1 protein-coding gene is annotated in these 18365 nt (G+C 54.6%); it reads left to right on the top strand.

Annotated elements, in window-relative coordinates:
• Positions 1 to 94 precede the first annotated feature (94 nt).
• A complete protein-coding gene (locus tag SH467x_RS17200) occupies positions 95 to 18259 on the top strand; it encodes a tandem-95 repeat protein (protein ID WP_482368332.1) in 18165 nt (6054 codons plus the stop codon).
• Positions 18260 to 18365 lie beyond the last annotated feature (106 nt).

Consider the following 18365-nt stretch of genomic DNA (forward strand, 5'->3'; position numbering starts at 1 on the left):
CTGAGAGGCGGGCGTTCTTCGGAGCGACCCGCCTCGATTCCATTCACACACCTACCAAATCTCTAATCCAAAAGCCTTCAAAGGTTAGGTCAACATGGGTATTGACGCATCGAAGTCCGCCAACCGAATTCGATCCTTCGTGCAAACCAAGCGAGAGCAATTTCGCCGGATGGTTTGCGAAGGACTGGAACGAAGAGATCTTATGGCGGCAGATGGCCCGCGTCTCCTTTCGGTCGCACCGAACGCTGGCGAGCTCCTATCGGTCACGCGCGAGAATACGTTAAATGAATCACCGCGGGAATTGGTTCTGCGATTCGATTCGGACGTTACGTTGGGTTCGATTGCAAACGGTATCCAGATCATTCGCTCCGGTGGGGACCGAGCATTTGGAGCGTCGGTCGGTGCTTCCAATCCGATTGCAGATATTCGCGAGATACCTGCCTTTTTGAATTTCGGTGAATCCAACCGGATCGTGATTGCCAGATTCTCTCAGCCCTTGCCAGACGATTTGTACAGCGTGCAAGTTCTCGGTGTGGGTAGCCCGACTCCTATTCAAAATGCCGCCGGGCAATCGTTGCTCCCTCGCATCGCGGGAACCGATCGCGATACGTTCTCGTTCGATTTGGAACTGGGAACGAAGATCATCGCCGTCGTGCCGCAACCCATCGATCGAGCTGGCAATGGCGCGATTTCGCAAAGGCGAGCTGACATCGAAGTCTATTTCAATGACAACGAGCTGTACGATCAGGCGATTGCGACCGGTTTGGGCGCGAATCCTTCTGTTGTCGATCGACAGTTCTACAAGTTGATTCTGACCAAGGACACCGTGAGCCCGAACGACGATGAAGTCTTCGAGCCGACTTCGATTTCCTATGATCCGGTCCTTAAAAAAGCCACGCTGACCTTTGCTCAGGATATCGATTCGCTGCCGAGCACTTCAGGAGGCGGAACGTTCCGATTGCGAGTTGGTTCCAATGCACCGGTTGCCAATATTCTGGCCCCCATAGCGCCCAATACGTTAACTCCGGGAGCTGATCCCGCTGGTACGCTGAACGGTGCCGTGAACGTGACGGGTGTAGGAACGGGTACCTTGAATGGTTCGTTTTCAACCATCATCACCCAAGAAATTCGCACGCTGGCAGGAAACCAGCTCCTACTGGATTTCCCGGGTAACAATTTGGAACCGGGGCACCGGGATATCCAAGACGAAAGCCATGTCGAAGGCACGGATGGCAATCCGGAGATCACGACTCGTTTCTATAGCTTCATGGACAATCAGTCCTATGGTGTAGACGTTCAGGGGCGACCGTTGTTTTCGTCGATTAACTCCGACCAACGCCAACGTGTTCGCGAGGTATTCGAGTTCTTCTCCGCTCAACTAGGCATTGATTTCGTCGAACGAGTCGGGGCCGTCCAAGGTGGAGATATTCAAGTTGTCGTGGGGGATATGGCCCCCCTGGGTATCGTGAGTGGTCCCGGTGACGTGATCGGAGTTGCGGGTGGCAATTTAGCCATCATGGACGCGTCCGAGCAATGGGATAACTCGTTCGGTCAAGGTTCGAATATTCCCGGGACCCAGAGCTTCTTTGAAACGACCATGCACGAAGTCGGACACGTGCTGGGATACGGGCATACATACGATTTGCCACCCGGAACCATCATGGGTTCTGCGAACGTTGCGGGGTATAGCACGGCCAGCACGGGTGGTGTTCTAGAACAGATTTATCCGGCCAACGCCGATGTGATTCATGGTCAGCACCTGTATCGACCAGACAATCGAGATGTGGATCTCTACCGATTTGAAGTTCCCGTATCCCAGGCAGGTACGGTTCGTATTGAGACGTTTGCAGAGCGACTGAACAATTCAAGCAACCTCGATACCTACTTGACTTTGTTCAAGCGGGAGGCGGATGGTTCCTTGACGATCGTCAACGCGAATAACAACTATTTCAGCGACGATTCCTTTATCGAAGCTGAATTAGGACCAGGTGAGTATTTCATTTCCGTCACCGGCAAAGGAAATGAAGACAACAATCCCCTTGCTTCGAATACGGGGAGCGGGGCTGTTAGCCAAGGCCAATACCAGCTTCGATTCGATTTCAAATCGACGATCATTGGGCAAATGGTGGAGCAGAAGACAGGCTCCACTGCGATGGGCAGCGCTTTGGATGGAGATGGAGACGGGGTCGCGGGCGGAGATTTCAATTTCTGGTTCCGATCGGCGGCTCCCTATGCAGGTATTGTCGCTCCTCCAGCCTCTGGGCCCGCTCGGACTCTTTACGTCGACAAAGCGTATCTAGGGGTTTCTCAAGTCGGTTCGCTGTCACAGCCCTTCACACGAATCTCGGATGCGACGGCAGCGGCGCGGCCTGGCGACATCATTCGATTGGTAGGGGATAACCGAACGCCCAATAGTTTGACCGATGACCGCGCCTACGAAATCGGCGACGGCGGAGCGGCTGTGGGAACGCTTTCCGACGGTGCGACATTGAATGTCCCGCGCGGCGTGACTTTGATGATCGACGCGGGAGCGATTCTCAAATTTGGTGGATCCGGCATTTTGGTCGGAAGCAATGACTCAACCTCCGATCGCTCCAGCTCGGCCATTCAAGTGCTGGGTGTACCGGGGCTGCCTGTGTACATGACCAGTTACAACGATCAGTCGTTGGGGCAAGACACCAATCCTTTGGTTACCAACCCCTCTGCAGGCAACTGGGGCGGGATTGAGATCCGCAACGATTTCGATCGCGCTCAGGGGCGATTCGACCGAGAGCGTGAAGGTGTCTTCTTGAACACCATCTCCAACGCCGATATCCGATTCGGTGGTGGTCAGGTCGGGCAAGGTGCATTGGCGCGCGTGGTCAGTCCGATTGATTTGTCGGAAGCGCGTCCGCTGATTCTGAACAACATCATCACCCGAAGCGGCGACGCTGCGATCAGCGCGGATCCAAACAGCTTCGAAGAAACGCTCTTCACCGAGCCACGTTACCAGCATGTCGGTGCATTCATCCCGGACTACACTCGGGTTGGACCTGATATCAGATCGAACGTTGTTCAAAATAATTCGATCAATGGTTTGTTTATCAAGATCGATACGACCGCCGGTGGAGGATTGGAGCAACTGACGGTTCCTGGACGGATCGACGACTCCGAGATCACCGTCGTGCTTGGGGAAAATCTGATTATCCAAGGTACGCCGGGTGGCGCGGGGAGCGAAGCGTTACGGCCCAACATCTCGTTGGTAACCCTCAATCCCGTTTCGTTGGCGACTCCTGGTTTTGCTGCGGCGACTGCGGTCGAGTATTTGATGACCTACGTCGACCGATTTGGACAAGAAAGCCTCACGAGCGCGGTGACAACTGGATTGGTTGCAGTAGGCCAAACCGTCCGACTCGATAATTTGCCTACAGCGACACTGGATTATGTCGGTCGGAAACTATACCGACGCGACAACAATCAAGTGAACGGAAGCGGATCGCCTGTCTATCGATTGGTCGCTAATCTCAACCGAGATGACAATCAATACTTCGACAACGGTAGCACCATCGCCGGTGGCCTTCAGACCTTGGGCTTGACCTCTGTAAGTCGAGCGCGACGCGATGCAAGTTTGGTGATCGATCCCGGGACTGTGATCAAAGCCCTTGGGGGACGCATTGAAGTGGGCATCAGCGCGACATTGCTCGCGGAGGGAACGGAAGCGAAGCCTATCGTCTTCACCTCGCGACTCGATGACCGCTTCGGTGCAGGCGGTAGTTTGGATACGAACAACGACGGAAACGGCAGCGTTGGCGCGTTGGGAGACTGGGCTGGGATTATCACTCGCCATTTAGGTGAGTTGAGTCTCGACAATACGGTCATTACTTTTGGGGGTGGGAACTCTCGCGTGCCGGGGGGATTCGCCTCCTTCAATGCAATTGAAGTCCATCAGTCGACAGCCCGCATTGCAAATTCCTTGATTGAAAACAACGCGTCCGGTCGTGGAACACCTGGAACGACCAACCGGGATGCGCGTGGGCAGAACGATGAAGCCGCCATTTTTGTCTTGGCAAGCCAGCCTGTCATCATCAACAACGTGATCCGCAATAATTCCCAAGGAACAGGGAATTTGGGGGCGAGTACGTCGGCGATCAGCATCGACGCCAACTCGCTCAACTTCAAGTCCGTTCGTGATTTTGGCCGCTCGACGGGTTCGAACTCCCGTGAGCCGATTGGCTTGGGGAATTTTGGTCCCCTCGTTAGCAATAATCGCTTGGGTGGTAACGCGATCAACGGGATGACCGTGCGCGGCGGAACATTGACCACCGAGAGCGTTTGGGACGATACCGATATCGTGCACGTTCTCCAAAATGAGATCGTGATTCCGGACTTCCATACATACGGCGGTTTGCGGCTCACAAGTCGCGCCGACGAAAGTTTGGTCGTGAAGCTCAATGGGGCGAACGCTGGGTTCACAGCAGCTGGTCGACCGCTCGACATTACCGATCGAATTGGCGGAACATTGCAGTTGTTGGGCAGTCCAGGCTTCCCGGTAGTGCTCACCAGTCTTGCGGACGATTCGATCGGGGCTGGTTTCGATTTCGCTGGTCGTTCAATGTTGGACACGAACAACAATGGCAGCGCGACAGTTCCTACGCCAGGCAGCTGGCGGTCTGTCCGATTTGAGCCATTCTCGAATGATCGCAACGTCGACCAATCGTACGAACGAGAGCCCGATTTGCTCGCGAGCGTCGGGTCCAACGATTTCCCTGCCACGGCGGAGGACGTCGGAACGATTGCGCCAAATCTGTCGAGCGGCGATGAGAATCTTCGGCTTGGCGTGACCTTGACGGGTGCAATTGCTTCGCCGAGCGATTTGGACGTTTATCGATTCATTGGGACTGCGGGGACGACTGTTTGGTTCGATATAGATCAGACGTCTGGAACGTTGGATTCGGTGGTGGAAATCATCGATGCCAATGGTCAGATCATCGCACAAAGCAATAACTCCCTCAACGAGTCCCTCGCGTCGGCAGTTTTCTCGAACCCTGCGTTGATTCCCGTTGGGCGCGCCAATCCGATGGATCAAGAGGTGAGTGCGCCGACCAACTCCTTCTCGGGAACCGATGCGGATTTCCAAGGGGTAAATCCACTCGATGCGGGATTCCGTGTTGTATTGCCTGGTTCAGCTGGCAGCATCAATAATTATTTCGTTCGTGTTCGCAGCAGCAATGTGTCACCGGTTCCTGGGCCTGGTGGAGTGGATCGATCGAGTATTACCCGATTGACGGACCCCAGTCTGGTGCGGGCGGGGATTACGGTCGGGCAATACAAGCTCCATTTGAGATTGCAACAGACGCAAGAAATCTCTGGCTCCACGGTTCGATACGCCGATATCCGTTTTGCATCGACCGGGATCGAGGCGCGTGGCGTCGGCATCCATTCACCGCTGGTGGGTGAGTATGGCGAGACGAGCCCTGAGACCAACAATGCTCTCGCAACCGCACAGGTCTTGGGTAATTTGCTTTCATCGGATCGAGCGAGCATGTCGATTGCTGGGCAGTTTGCTGCCGCGAACGATATCGATTTCTTCCGATTCACAGCGGCTCGCGATTCGATTCAACAAGTCAGCACGACACCGTCGGCACACGTTTCGGTGATTTTCGATGTCGACTACGCCGATGGCTTGGCGAGAGCCAACACGCAACTGTGGGTTTTCCGACCGGATGGAACATTGGTTCTCATGGCCGATGATTCGAATATCCACGACGATCAACCGGCTGCCCAAAAAGGAGCGGACACCTCCGATCTGACTCGCGGGTCGATGGGAACACGCGATGCATACATCGGTCCAATTGAGCTGCCGCCAGGCGAGTATATCGTCGCGGTGACGAACAAGAGTCAGAGCCATGTGAGCATGCGACAGTTTAGCGACGTCGATGCAGGCGGATTCGCGAGCGTGCGTGTCGAGCCTATCGATTCCGTCCAACGAATCTCGGAAGATCGATTCGATACGTTGCCAGCGGCTAGACCATCGACCAATGCAGCACCCGTCCAAGTTGCATTCTCAGCCTCGTCAGCCGTTCCGTTTAACTTCTCGGACGTGACGCTGTTCACCGCAACGGGACGAAACGTCAACTTCAACAATCCTTTGACCGGGGTCCTTGAAGCCACCTACAGCACCAACGGCACGAGCGCCGTGAACTACGGTGCCAATACGACCATGTTGGACATGGCGGTGACGCCGGATGGACGGGGAATTGCCTATCAGCAAGCCACCGGGGGTGTGTTGACCGATGCGAACTCCGGCAATTTTATCGGTCTGGATATCGGTAATGGCGCTCCGGCAGTGGGGAATAGCGGACTGACGACGACGACTACACGCGTCACACCGAATTCGAATCCTCCTACATTCGAAGTGATACAAGTCCCGAACAACGGCGGTAACAACGGGGTTGGTTTGACGTTTGACGGTTTAGCATTCTCGACGGTTGGTACGACCGATTTAGGGGGAGGAGCGCTGGCTGCTTCCTTCTGGGGGGTTGCTTCTCGCAACGGAGGAGGATTCCAGCCGATTATTGGAATCGTCAACGGGACACCCACTGCAGTCGGGATTGGCCAACCCGTTGTTTCCCGCAATATCCTGTACCGGTTGAGCTCGTACGATGGGACGCTGGGAGCGGCGCTTAATCCGTCAGGAAGCAATGGGTTGAATGCGGCGCAGCGAGGCTGGGGAGCTGGAACCAATCAAATGGCGTCGGGCTTCTTCGTTCAGCAAGCGGGAACGACAGATGTCAATAATAACGTTGTCGGCTATACCGAAGCGAATGGTAACGTTTCCGGTCTCGCTTCGATCGGAAATAGACTCTACGCGGTGACCAACGCAGGCGAACTGATGGGCTTGACCCCGTCCCTAACGCAGCGGCACGTCTTCTCGGATTCTTATGTGGTCATCAACGACCCTGATTCGAATCAACCGATCCAATTCACGAGTCTGACCGCAGGGCCACGGAATTTGGTCGAAGGTGCGATCAATTACTCCCAGCTTCTGTTCGGGGTCGGTTCCAACGGAAGAATGTACGCATTCAATACCAGTGGCGTATTGCAGAACATATTCCCTGGAGCAAGGAGCTACGTGGAATCTGCAGGCTTGAACAATGTATCCGGCATTAGCTTCTCATCGTTGGATACCAATTTGTGGCATTTGACCGAACGAAATTCGGCCGAAGCGGGCCACGGTCGACCAGCCATATTCAACCAATCTAGCGATGCTCAGACGGGAACCAACGTATCGCTCCGATTCGGTTACGCAGATCCCAATGCGAACCAGCGAGTTCAGTCCGGCAACTATAGCGGCATTTACAACACCCCTCTGCAATACAACACGGTTGCCGCACCAGGGGGGGCCCGAGGTGCTATCGAGAGCGCGGTCATTGATTTGCGAGAGTATTCCGCCAATGATCAGCCCTACTTGTACTTTAATTACCGTTTGAATACCCAGGACAGCAATAGCGCGATTGGGGACAACCAAGCTGCGTTGGACACATTCCGTGTGTACGTGTCGGCAGAAGATGGACAATGGACTCTGTTGGGGACCAACAATGCACCGCAAACCAATAGCACGCGCTCCGATTTCGCGGATAACTTCCTTACGAACGGTTCGGACGAATTCGATGTAAGCAACACAGGGGTGAACTTTCCAAACGTGGACCCGTTTGGCAAGCCACCGATCACATCGGAGTTCTTCGATAACCAAGGTTGGAGACAGGCCCGCGTTAGCTTGGCTACCGTTGCTGGTTTGAGGGATGTCAAGCTCCGCTTCGAATTTGCTACGGGTGGCGATTTCCGAACTTTGGACGCTTCCTTGCAGCCCGATGCAACTCGCAACGGGATCGAAATTACGGCTGTCTCTGGGGACCGGTTCTTTGATGGCGGTGTGGATGGCGTCGTCGGCGCCAATGCGAATACGTTCACGCTCGGCGGGACGACATTCGAGTTCGATCTGGGATTGGTACTCAACCTGCCAAGCGGCGCAAGTCTCAAGACGGGTGATCAGATCAAGATCGGAACGCAGCTACTAACGTTCTCCAACGTTGCAGGTGCTCAAAATATTCCGTTCTCCGCGACGCAGACGCCTGAGCAAGTTGCCGACAATGTGCTCGCGGTGCTGACGGCCAACGGGTACACCGTCGCCCGCCATGCAACAACGCGTAACGTTTTGAATGTAACGGCTCGAGCCGGAAACCCGCTGCCAGCGCCGACGGCTGTTGGAGACTACGACATCCTCGGGGCAGACAAAGCGATCATCATTGGGGAACCAGGTGTTGTTACACCGGGAGCTCAAGCGGTCAACATCACCAACGCGATGACGGCCATTCAAGTTCGAGATGCCGTTCGAACCTCATTGGCCAGAGCATTCAATATCGCTGGCCAAGAGAACAATATTGATATTTACCGCGTTCGAGGGAACACGATCCTCTTCCACAGTTCGCTTCAAACTGCAGTTGCGAATACCAGTCGATTGATCATTACGGATGGTCGAATCGGCGATCGATTCGGGCCAGCCGATACTCCCAATCCCCGGTTCACCTCTTCGTTCCGAGCCCAGCAGAACAACTTTGAAGGCCTCCAGATCGATGACATCATCATCGGTTTCGCTGAGCGAGGCGAAGTGATGTACAACGCGCCGGCGAACAACTCCACGTTCGTTCCAACGCCGTTCTACGAGCCGATCCTGGACCCCGTCACACGATTGCGTGCGAACGAAGTCGAAACGGGAACCTATCAGTTGGAGATTCGAGCGGCTGCCGATTACGGTACAACGCCTCCAGGTACTCAATTGCTTATCGCCGGGGCCAATGGTCGTTCCTTCAACACGAATGATCGGTTGACCAAGAGTTATGCACTTCAGTTCAATTCAGCGAGCCGTTTGCGAGATGGAGCTTTCTTCACTCTGAGCGACGGATCGAGCACGGCTCGTTTCGAGTTCAACGTGATCACTTCGACTTCGGATCCTGCAGCAACTGTTACATCTGGCAGCATTCCCATTACGGTTTTACCGAACGCGACCGCAGTGGAGATCGTGCGGGCGATTCGAGATGCGATCAACAGTCCAGAGGCCCAATCGGTCTTGAAGATTACCGCCTCGACGGGCGGAGATATGAGCGGCTTTGGTGGCGAATACCCAGCGCGATCCTTGGTCATTTTCCTGAATGGTTCTGCCGCTGCCGATACGGCCGGTGGGGTCCTCGGATTCACGAATGGAGGGGCTCAGCTTTCCTTCATTCGGTTTGGTCAAGAAACCGGTTTTGGCGAGGATCTCGGCGATTCGAACTCGATTCGGGATCAGGGGCAATTCATTGTTTCTTCAAGCGTTGTTCGCAACTCTCAAAATTTTGGCATCAACGTGGATGCGGCCGCCCAGCAGCAATCGCTATGGTCGACCCAGACGGGAACCAAGCCCTACCCTGGTGCGGTTCGAAATTTGGTCAATTTCAACTCCTCGAACGTCGCGCCTGGCGTCGTGGTGATGAACAACGTGCTTTATGGTAACGTCGCCGGTGGAATCAGTATCAGCGGTGACACCGGAAACAACAACAATGGCGAACCACCTCGTACGGTAGCGCGAGTTCTCAACAATACGCTGTACGGAACGGGCGCTGGAACGGGCATTAACGTGAACGAGGGAGCGGTTCCCACGATCCTCAACAATGCCATTTCGAACTTTGGAGTAGGTGTATCTGTTTCGGCGAATAGCCAAAGCGGCACCGAGGTAGGTGGAAATATCTACAAGCTCAACGGTGCGAATACATCGCCCGCTGGGTTGGTGCAATCCTTCGCAATTAGCCTTGGGGCAACGGACCCACTATTCAACGATCCGGCCAACGGTCGGTTCTATCTCCAAGCGTTGTCGCAAGCGATCGATTCGTCCGTCGCTTCGTTGGAAAACCGCTCGAGTATCGAACAAGTGAAGGCAGCGATTGGACTGCCCACGAGTTCGATTTTGGCTCCGAGTTTGGATGTCAACGGACTCCGTCGCAGCGACGATCCTGCCGTGAATACTCCTGCTGGTTTGGGCCAAAACGTCTTTATCGATCGGGGTGCGATCGACCGTGTCGATTTCGTTGGGCCATCGGCTGTTCTGCTGAATCCGTTGGACAACGATGCGGCGAACAACGACGGCGACTTGTCTCCGACGAATTTGATCCTCCGTTCGGGCACGTACGACTTCTTTGAGATTTTGCTTGATGAGAGCTCGGGAACAGGAGTCGATCCGGCGACAGCATTGGATGCGACGGTGATCGTGACCGAAAATGGACGTCGTTTGGTTTCTGGTGCCGACTACATTTTCGGCTATAGCGTGAACAGCCGAACGATTCGTATTACCCCATTGGGTGGTTTTTGGCGTCGCGATAGCGTTTACGAAGTCACTTTGGTAAACCAAGCATCGCATCGACTTGCGGTACCTGCCGGAAGCGCAATCACCGATGGTCAGCAAATTCAGATCGTGCGAGGCGCTAGCACCTTTGTATTGGAATTCGACTCTGGGAACGGAGTCACGGGTGGTGCGACCGCCATTCCATTCAGCAATACAACGAGCGCGACCGTTTTGACAGGTCGAATCATGCAGGCCTTGGCTGCAGCCAATATTGTGAATGCAGGGGTCGCGACGTTTGCGCTTGCGAATGACACGTTGATGATCACAGGGGCAACCTCGGTGACATCCCCGATCCCGGTTTTGGCGATCGCTCCTATTCGGGATCTAGCAGGAAATGAGCTTCGAGCGAATCGAGCCAACTCCCTTACGCAATTCACTATCGCGATGCCCGAAGTCTCGCTGGATTACGGAGACGCCATCGAGCGTGCAGGGACTGGTGCGAATAGTGCCACTCTACTTGCTCTCAATGGAGCGCGTCACACGATTTATCCGATCGATGAGCCATTGCTAGTCTTGGGGCAATATGTCGATGCAGACACCAATGGAGTGACAAGTCCTGCGGCGGACGGAGACGACAACGACTCCAGTGTGATCCTTTCGACGGGCCTACCCTTCGCCATTGGTCAATCTGGCCCCGCTCGTTTGGTAACCACTGCAAGCGGCGCGGCTTTGGTCGGAAGGGCCATCACCATTCGCGACAACGTGAACAACACCGTTGTGTTCCGATTCACCGATGGTACGGTGACCCTCGGAGCGGGCGAGATCGGTGTGACTGTCCTGCCTGCAGATTCCGCCGATACCATTGCGGAAACGCTGCGAGCTGCGATCTACACGCAAGCGATTGAAACGGGACGCTTATTCAACATCGTCGCACGACGAAGCGGCAATGTGATTTCGCTAGACGGAACCCTCGATCATCGCTTTGATCTGTCGGACGTCGCCGGATTAATTCGCCGTGACAACACGGGAACACTTTCTGTAGCGGTGCAGAAGACGGACGGTTCCGGAAATAACCTTTTGGACGGTCAATCCTTGACGATTGCCGACGGTTCTGGCAACGTTATCTCTTTCCAAGTGATCGATACGTCTGCCGGGACTCCCACCGCCTTGGCCGCTGGAAACGTCGCAGTTCGTGTTAATTTGTTAACCGATTCCGATGCAGTGATCGCGGCGGCATTCCGCGATGCTATCAACGCAGCAATCACCTCGCGTCGATTGAATCTACCTCAGGTTACATTGACAGGAACAGAACTTCGAATCTTGGCCGATGACGAAGATGGAGTTCGTTTCCAAGGTTACTTCAACGCGTCAGCAACCCCTGTCACAGCGACGGTAACGGCGTCTGGTGCTGGATTCCTCGATGTTTGGATCGACTGGAATCAAGACAACGACTTCAACGACCCAGGCGAGCAGATGCTCGATTCGGTGCCCGTCGGTGCGGGGGCAAATGCCTTTAGCAATTTCATCACTCCTGCCGGTGCAGCGATTGGTTACACCACGGCTCGGTTCCGATTGAGCACGACCGGGGGGCTGTCACCAACCGGTCTGGCGCTCGGTGGCGAGGTAGAAGATTACATCATCGAGGTCCTGCCGGGATTGCCCCCAGTTGCGACGAACGACCCAAGCACGCCGTCACTCGAATACCGCGTTCTCGAAGACACTGTTCTCAATGTGTCGCGAGCCGATGGTGTTTTGGCCAACGACGTAGATGCTGATGAGATCTGGGTATACGATGTGGATCCGTTCACGGCCACCATTGATCCAGTTGTCGCTCCGCAGAACGGGACGATCGAGTTTCTGCCCGAGACATCCGGACCAGATGCAGGGGAATTCAAGGGTGCATTCCGGTACACCCCCAATCGCAACTTCTTTGGTATCGATACATTCGTTTACCAAGTCCGCGATGCACGGATGATCTCTAACACGCCAGCGACGGTCACGATCAATGTGCTACCGGTGAACGATGCCCCGGTAGGCGTGGATGACGAAATCACCATCAGCGAAGATATTGCCGATGTCGAGACAAATCCGACCCAGACGATCACGTGGAATGCGTCGCTGTTTACTGCGAACGATCTACGCGGTCGACATAGCGATGGAACCGTTGCGACGAACGAAGCAAGTCAAAACTTGCGAGTGATCGCGGCTTCTTTCGTGACACCACGCAAGACAGGGGACGGGATCAGCGTCGATTTGGTCAACAATACGATTACCTTTAATCCGGGTGATCATTACAACGATCTCATCGACGGGAAGGTCGTGATCGCGCTGACCATCGAAGACGACGGAAGCACTGGGGTTGTTCGTCCGAACGAACTTTCCGAAGTCAACCCGTTGATCAATGCGAATCCGTTGACATCTACGAGCTTGTTGACGATTACTATCAATCCGCTCAACGATCGTCCACTGTTCACCCTGGATACGAATCTGATTGCCGAAGTGGAAGATCCAAATCCTGCGGCACGAACATACAGCATCGTGAAAAACGTGGTTCCAGGCCCCGCATTGGCGCTGGATGAGTTGTCCGGTTCGACCGCGCAAACGGTATCGAGCTTCGAAGTCAACATCGTGGCGAATCATCCCAATCCAGCGGGCCTGTTTACCGTCGCACCCGCGGTGGTGGGGACGGGAGCCTCGCGAGCCTTGCAATACACGCTGGCACCAGATATCAACTGGGCCAATGCAGGTGGCGACTTCCTCAATACCGATGGTCTTGGAAACATTGTTTTGGAATTGGTCGCGATCGACGACGGTTTGAATGATGCTGCAGGGAATGTCAATCGCTCGGTGGTGCAACGAGTGACCATTCAGATTCAGCCGGTCAATGACGCGCCCGAGTTCACGGTCCCCGCGACCCACACTTCATTGGAAGATGCGGGAGTGGTCACGGTCCCCGGATTCATTACGGGAATTCGTCCAGGAACGGTCACTTCAGAAGACGAGAATCGAGATCAAACCGTTCAGTTTGAAGTTGTCGGTTGGGACCCCAACCTCTTTGTTTCGATTCCAACGATCAGCGCCGATGGAACCTTGACCTATCAAGTTCGCCCCGATTTGAACAGCAACTACAACGCACCGGTCAGCGATCCTGCGGTGACGCCAGCCGTCAATCCGTTGATCGAGATCGAATTGGTCGACAACGGACCGCAAGGCGGAAGCAATGTGCATCGCTCGGTTCGCAAGTCGTTCGAAGTTGTCGTGACTCCGGTCAATGACACGCCGGTTCCGGATGTACACTCGGCTCAAGCCGTCGAAGATGTTGTTCTCACGATCCAATCGAGCGATGTACTCGCGGGGGATAGATCCGGTCCGATCGACGAAGATCGAATCGAGCTTCAACAATTGCGCATCACACGAGTCGATTTGGTGACCGAACAAGGTGGAACGATTGTTCCCGTTTTCGATGGCACGACCGATCGGATCGTATCCTTCGACTACACGCCACCTGCAAATTACTTCGGACCAGATTCGTTGACCTATACGGTCACGGACAGTGGCAATCCAGAGTTGAGCGAGGTTGGAACGATTACGTTGAGTGTCTTGGATGTCAATGACGCTCCAACATTCACACCGGGTGACGATGTTGTTGTTTTGGAAGACGATGCGGCTTACTCGCAAGCTTGGGCGGCAGACGTTTCTCCTGGGCCTGCTAATGAGTCCTCGCAAACCGTTCAGTTTGCCGTCCAAGTGACACCCCCTGCCAACTTCCCGAATTTCTTTGCGGTAGCACCTGCGATCGCGCCGGATGGAACGCTCACGTTCACCCTGGCACAAGATGCAAACGGGTCAGCCATCGTTGAAGTGGTCGTGATCGACAACGGTCCTTCGGGGGGAGTGGTCAACCATGTGAATCGATCGACTGTGCATACCTTGACGATCACGGCTCAGCCCGTGAACGATGCTCCGGTATACACTCTCTCGCAGAATTTGCTTCAGCATGCCGAGGATCCGACGCCAGCGTTGCGTTCGTATCCGATCGTCAACGGTGTGGCCGGGGCGCGTTCGACTGCAATTGACGAGTTGTTGTCGCAATCGGTGGCATTCGATTTTATCGTGTTGGCACCTGCAGGGCGATTCGCGGTAGAGCCACGAATTGTTGGAACCGGAACGGATCGAGTCTTCGAATACCAGCTTGCTCCGGACGTGAATCGATTGAACTCGAACGGGGATATCTTGGTGGAAGTCTATGCGGTCGATAATGGCCCGTCGACGACTCCGCCTGCGAACGTGAATCGATCGCTAAGCCAGATCATTACCATTCGCGTCACCGAAGTAAACGATCCGCCGCAGTTTGATCTTTCGTTCAACACATTGACGATTGAAGAAGACGCACCGTTGCAAACGTTCCCGTCTTTCTATCTCAATGAACTCGCTGGGCCATCGACCGCGGTCGATGAATTGCCACCATCGCTGACAGCTCAAACCGTGACCCGAACAGTGAGCGTTCCACCGGAAGCTTTGGATCTCTATGCAGTCCTACCTCGTCTCAATGCGAACGGCGACTTGGAATTCCAGTATCGCCAAGATGTTAACAGCAATTTTGCTGCACTTCGCGGGGTACCTGGTCTGCTTAACATCATCATCACGGCGACCGACGACGGTCAAGAAGATGGGCTGCCAGTTCCAAAATCGGCTTCTAGGACATTGGTCGTGAACGTCACTCCCGTGAACGATGCACCGTTCGCCGCATTGAGCACGAATCGTGTGGAAGTCATTGAAGACGTTGGTTTGGTTTCGATTCCGAATTTTGCTGTGGATGTTCGGCCTGCGACCAATACGGTGGCTGGTCAGATCACAGCATTAGATGAAGCGACGCAAACGCTTACGTTTGTAATGAATTTCAGCAATCCTGGATTGTTTGCTCAGGCGCCGCAGATCGATTCTACCGGCCGCCTGACATTCCAAACGGCTCCGGATCAAAACGGGACTTCGGTGGTGACGGCGCGGTTGATTGACGATGGAGCGAACTCGCCGGCACCGAATACGAATCTGGGACCGATCGTGACTTTCACGATCGTAGCCAATGCGATCAATGATGCACCGGAGTTCACGCTACCTACCAACTTGGATGTCGTCGAAGATCAAGGTGTCGTTTCGCTGCCTGGCTTTGCGAGCGCCATCCGACCGGGGCCGACTACCGCGGCAGACGAAGGACGCCAGACGCTGGCTTTCAATTTGGTACAGTTCGATCCGAACGTATTCGATATCCCACCGACCCTCCAAGCCGATGGCACGCTTTCGTTCCGCACACGTGCGAATGTCAATTCGAATACTGCGAATATCAGCCGCGTCGTAGCGTTCCAGCTTCAGGATGGCGGGGTTGCCGGTCCAGCGCCTAACACCAATGTGTCGTTGATTCGCTCGTTCACCTTGAATATTGCTCCTGTAAACGATCCTCCGATTCCTGACGTGTTCGTTGTCGCGGGCACTGAAGATAGAGTGGTTACCGTTCAAGCTGCCGACGTTCTGAATTTGGATCAACCTGGCCCCGAAGATGAGCGAGTGGTAGAAGGACAAACGGTCCGAATGACTCAAATCGAACGGACCAGTGAACGAGGCGGGTCGGTAGTGCCGATCTTCTCTGGTGGAGTGATCACTTCGTTCCAGTACACGCCACCTTCCAATTTGGTCGGGGACGATATCGTTCGCTACGTCGTGACAGACAATGGTTCGCCGGAGCGAAGCGCGACCGGTACGATCATTATTCGAACCGCCGGGGTGAACGATCCTCCTCAGTTTGCTCCTGGATTGGACGTTAGTGTGTTGGAGGATTCCGCACCGTACAGCCAGCCTTGGGCTACGGAGATTTTGGCGGGGCCGATCAATGCTCCTGACGAATGGAGCGGTCCAAATGCACAACAGGTTTCGTTTACGGCCACTCCATCGAACCCTGCGTTCTTTGCAGTGCAACCATCGATCAATTCGAATGGCGTATTGACCTTTACGCTCGCTCGCGATGTAAATGGAATTGTTACCGTCGATGTGTTGGCGGTCGACAATGGTCCGACTGGCGGCGACAACGTCAATACTTCCTCGGTGCATCGATTGACCATTTCCGTTGGCTCCTTGAATGATGCCCCCGGATTTGTACTGGGACCCACGATCGTTTATGACGAGGACCTCGGTCCATACAGCGGGCCCTTCGTGGACCGAATTGTCGGAGCGGAAGGCATGAACTCCCTTCCACCAACGGGTACGGACGAAGCGGGGCAAAGCGTCACATTTGAAGTGACCAACAGCAACAATTCCCTCTTCCTGGTCCAGCCAGCGATCGACGCAAGTGGTCGCTTGACCTTTACACCTGCAGCCGATGCGTTCGGAGCGGTTCAAGTCTTCGTGGTTGGAGTTGATAACGGACCAAGTTCTTCGCCGAACGTCAATCGCTCGGCACCGAAGACGTTTACGATTGATCTCCAACCGCTGAACGATGCCCCGTTCGCGGTCAACGATCGCTACACGACCACGGAAGATGCGGTGTTAAACATCGCGGCTCCTGGTGTCTTGGAAAATGATCGCGATGTCGATTTGCCAAACGATACCTTGACGGTGATCTTGTCAAGCGGTTCGATCACAACGGCTTTGGGAGCAACCGTTACCCTCAACGCGAACGGTGGTTTCGTTTACGATCCGCGTGGAGCGCAGCAATTGCAGCGGCTGACAGTTGGTGAAGCTGCCGTGGATACGTTCACCTACACGGTCCGAGATACGTCTGGCTTGACCAGCAATCTTGGAACGGTCTCGCTGACGGTAACCGGAATCAATGATGTGCCGATTGCTGTGAACGATTCCTTCTCGATCGCTGCCGGTCAAGCTACATCACTCAATGTATTGGCCAATGACACGGATATCGATTCGAGTATCGATGTCCGGACCATTGAAATTGGTCGGTTGCCAGTCAACGGCACCGTGACGGTTCTGTCGACAGGGCGTGTCGAGTACCGACCCAACACTGGTTATGTCGGGGCAGATACCTTCACCTATCGGTTCCGCGATTCGCTAGGAGCGTTCTCAAACGAAGCGACGGTAACGGTGAACTCGAGCACACCGCCGGTGGCCGTGGATGATACGTTGACGATCGTTCGCAATCGCCAAGCAACCATCAATGTTCTACGCAACGATTTCGATCCTGACACAGTTGGAGGACTCGATCCAGCGACGGTGACTATTGCATCGGGACCAGATGTTGGGGGCGCTTCGGTGCAACCGAACGGCGATATCCTTTACACGCCGCCGAACGGGTTCACGGGTGTCGCGACCTTCCAATACTTCGTTTCGGATAGGACTGGTCAGCCAAGCAATCTCGCAACGGTTACCCTTCGTGTTGTTTCGTCGCTTCACCAGAACCCGACGAATCGGTACGACGTCGATGATGATGGATTCGTTTCGCCGATCGACGTTCTCCTCATCGTCAACGACATCAACTTCAACGGATCCAGAACTCTACCCGATGATTTTGGGCAACCTCCATTCTTGGACGTCAACGGAAGCGGTGGAACCGACCCGCTGGACGTGCTCGACGTGATCAACTTCATCAACAATCGCGGCAATGCCGGGGCTGGTGCGGAAGGTGAGTCACCTGTTGCTTGGACACCGATCGATGTCGAGGTACTGTCGAATGCTCGCTATCTCGAGTTGGCACGAGAGAAGCAAGCTGCGATGGAGATAGAGGTTTTGGATCTCGAGGAATCCAATTTCGGCATGGATGCTGGGCTCTACGGTCCATTGGTAGAGGGAGAGGGTGTGACCCGAGAATCGCTCGAGGATTACTTAGCGATGTGGATTGGTGAGGAAGACGAGAGCGATGAGACGGTCGACGAATTGTTCTCCGATTCTTCGTGGCTGTAGTCGTTTGAACCGAATAAGAATTGACTCGAGCTCGCTATATCAGCGGGCTCGAGTCGTTTTCGTACCGAAGGAATTTGTTGCTTTTGTCCCGACTGCTTAATCTCAG

The sequence above is a fragment of the Brakhagea slesvicensis genome (assembly GCF_052161625.1).
In the GTDB taxonomy this organism is placed as follows: domain Bacteria; phylum Planctomycetota; class Planctomycetia; order Pirellulales; family Pirellulaceae; genus JBKCUI01.

What these genes read in the sequence shown, in the direction of transcription:
- SH467x_RS17200 (WP_482368332.1), top strand. Translation starts at nt 95, where the DNA reads ATGGGTATTGACGCATCGAAGTCCGCCAACCGAATTCGATCCTTCGTG.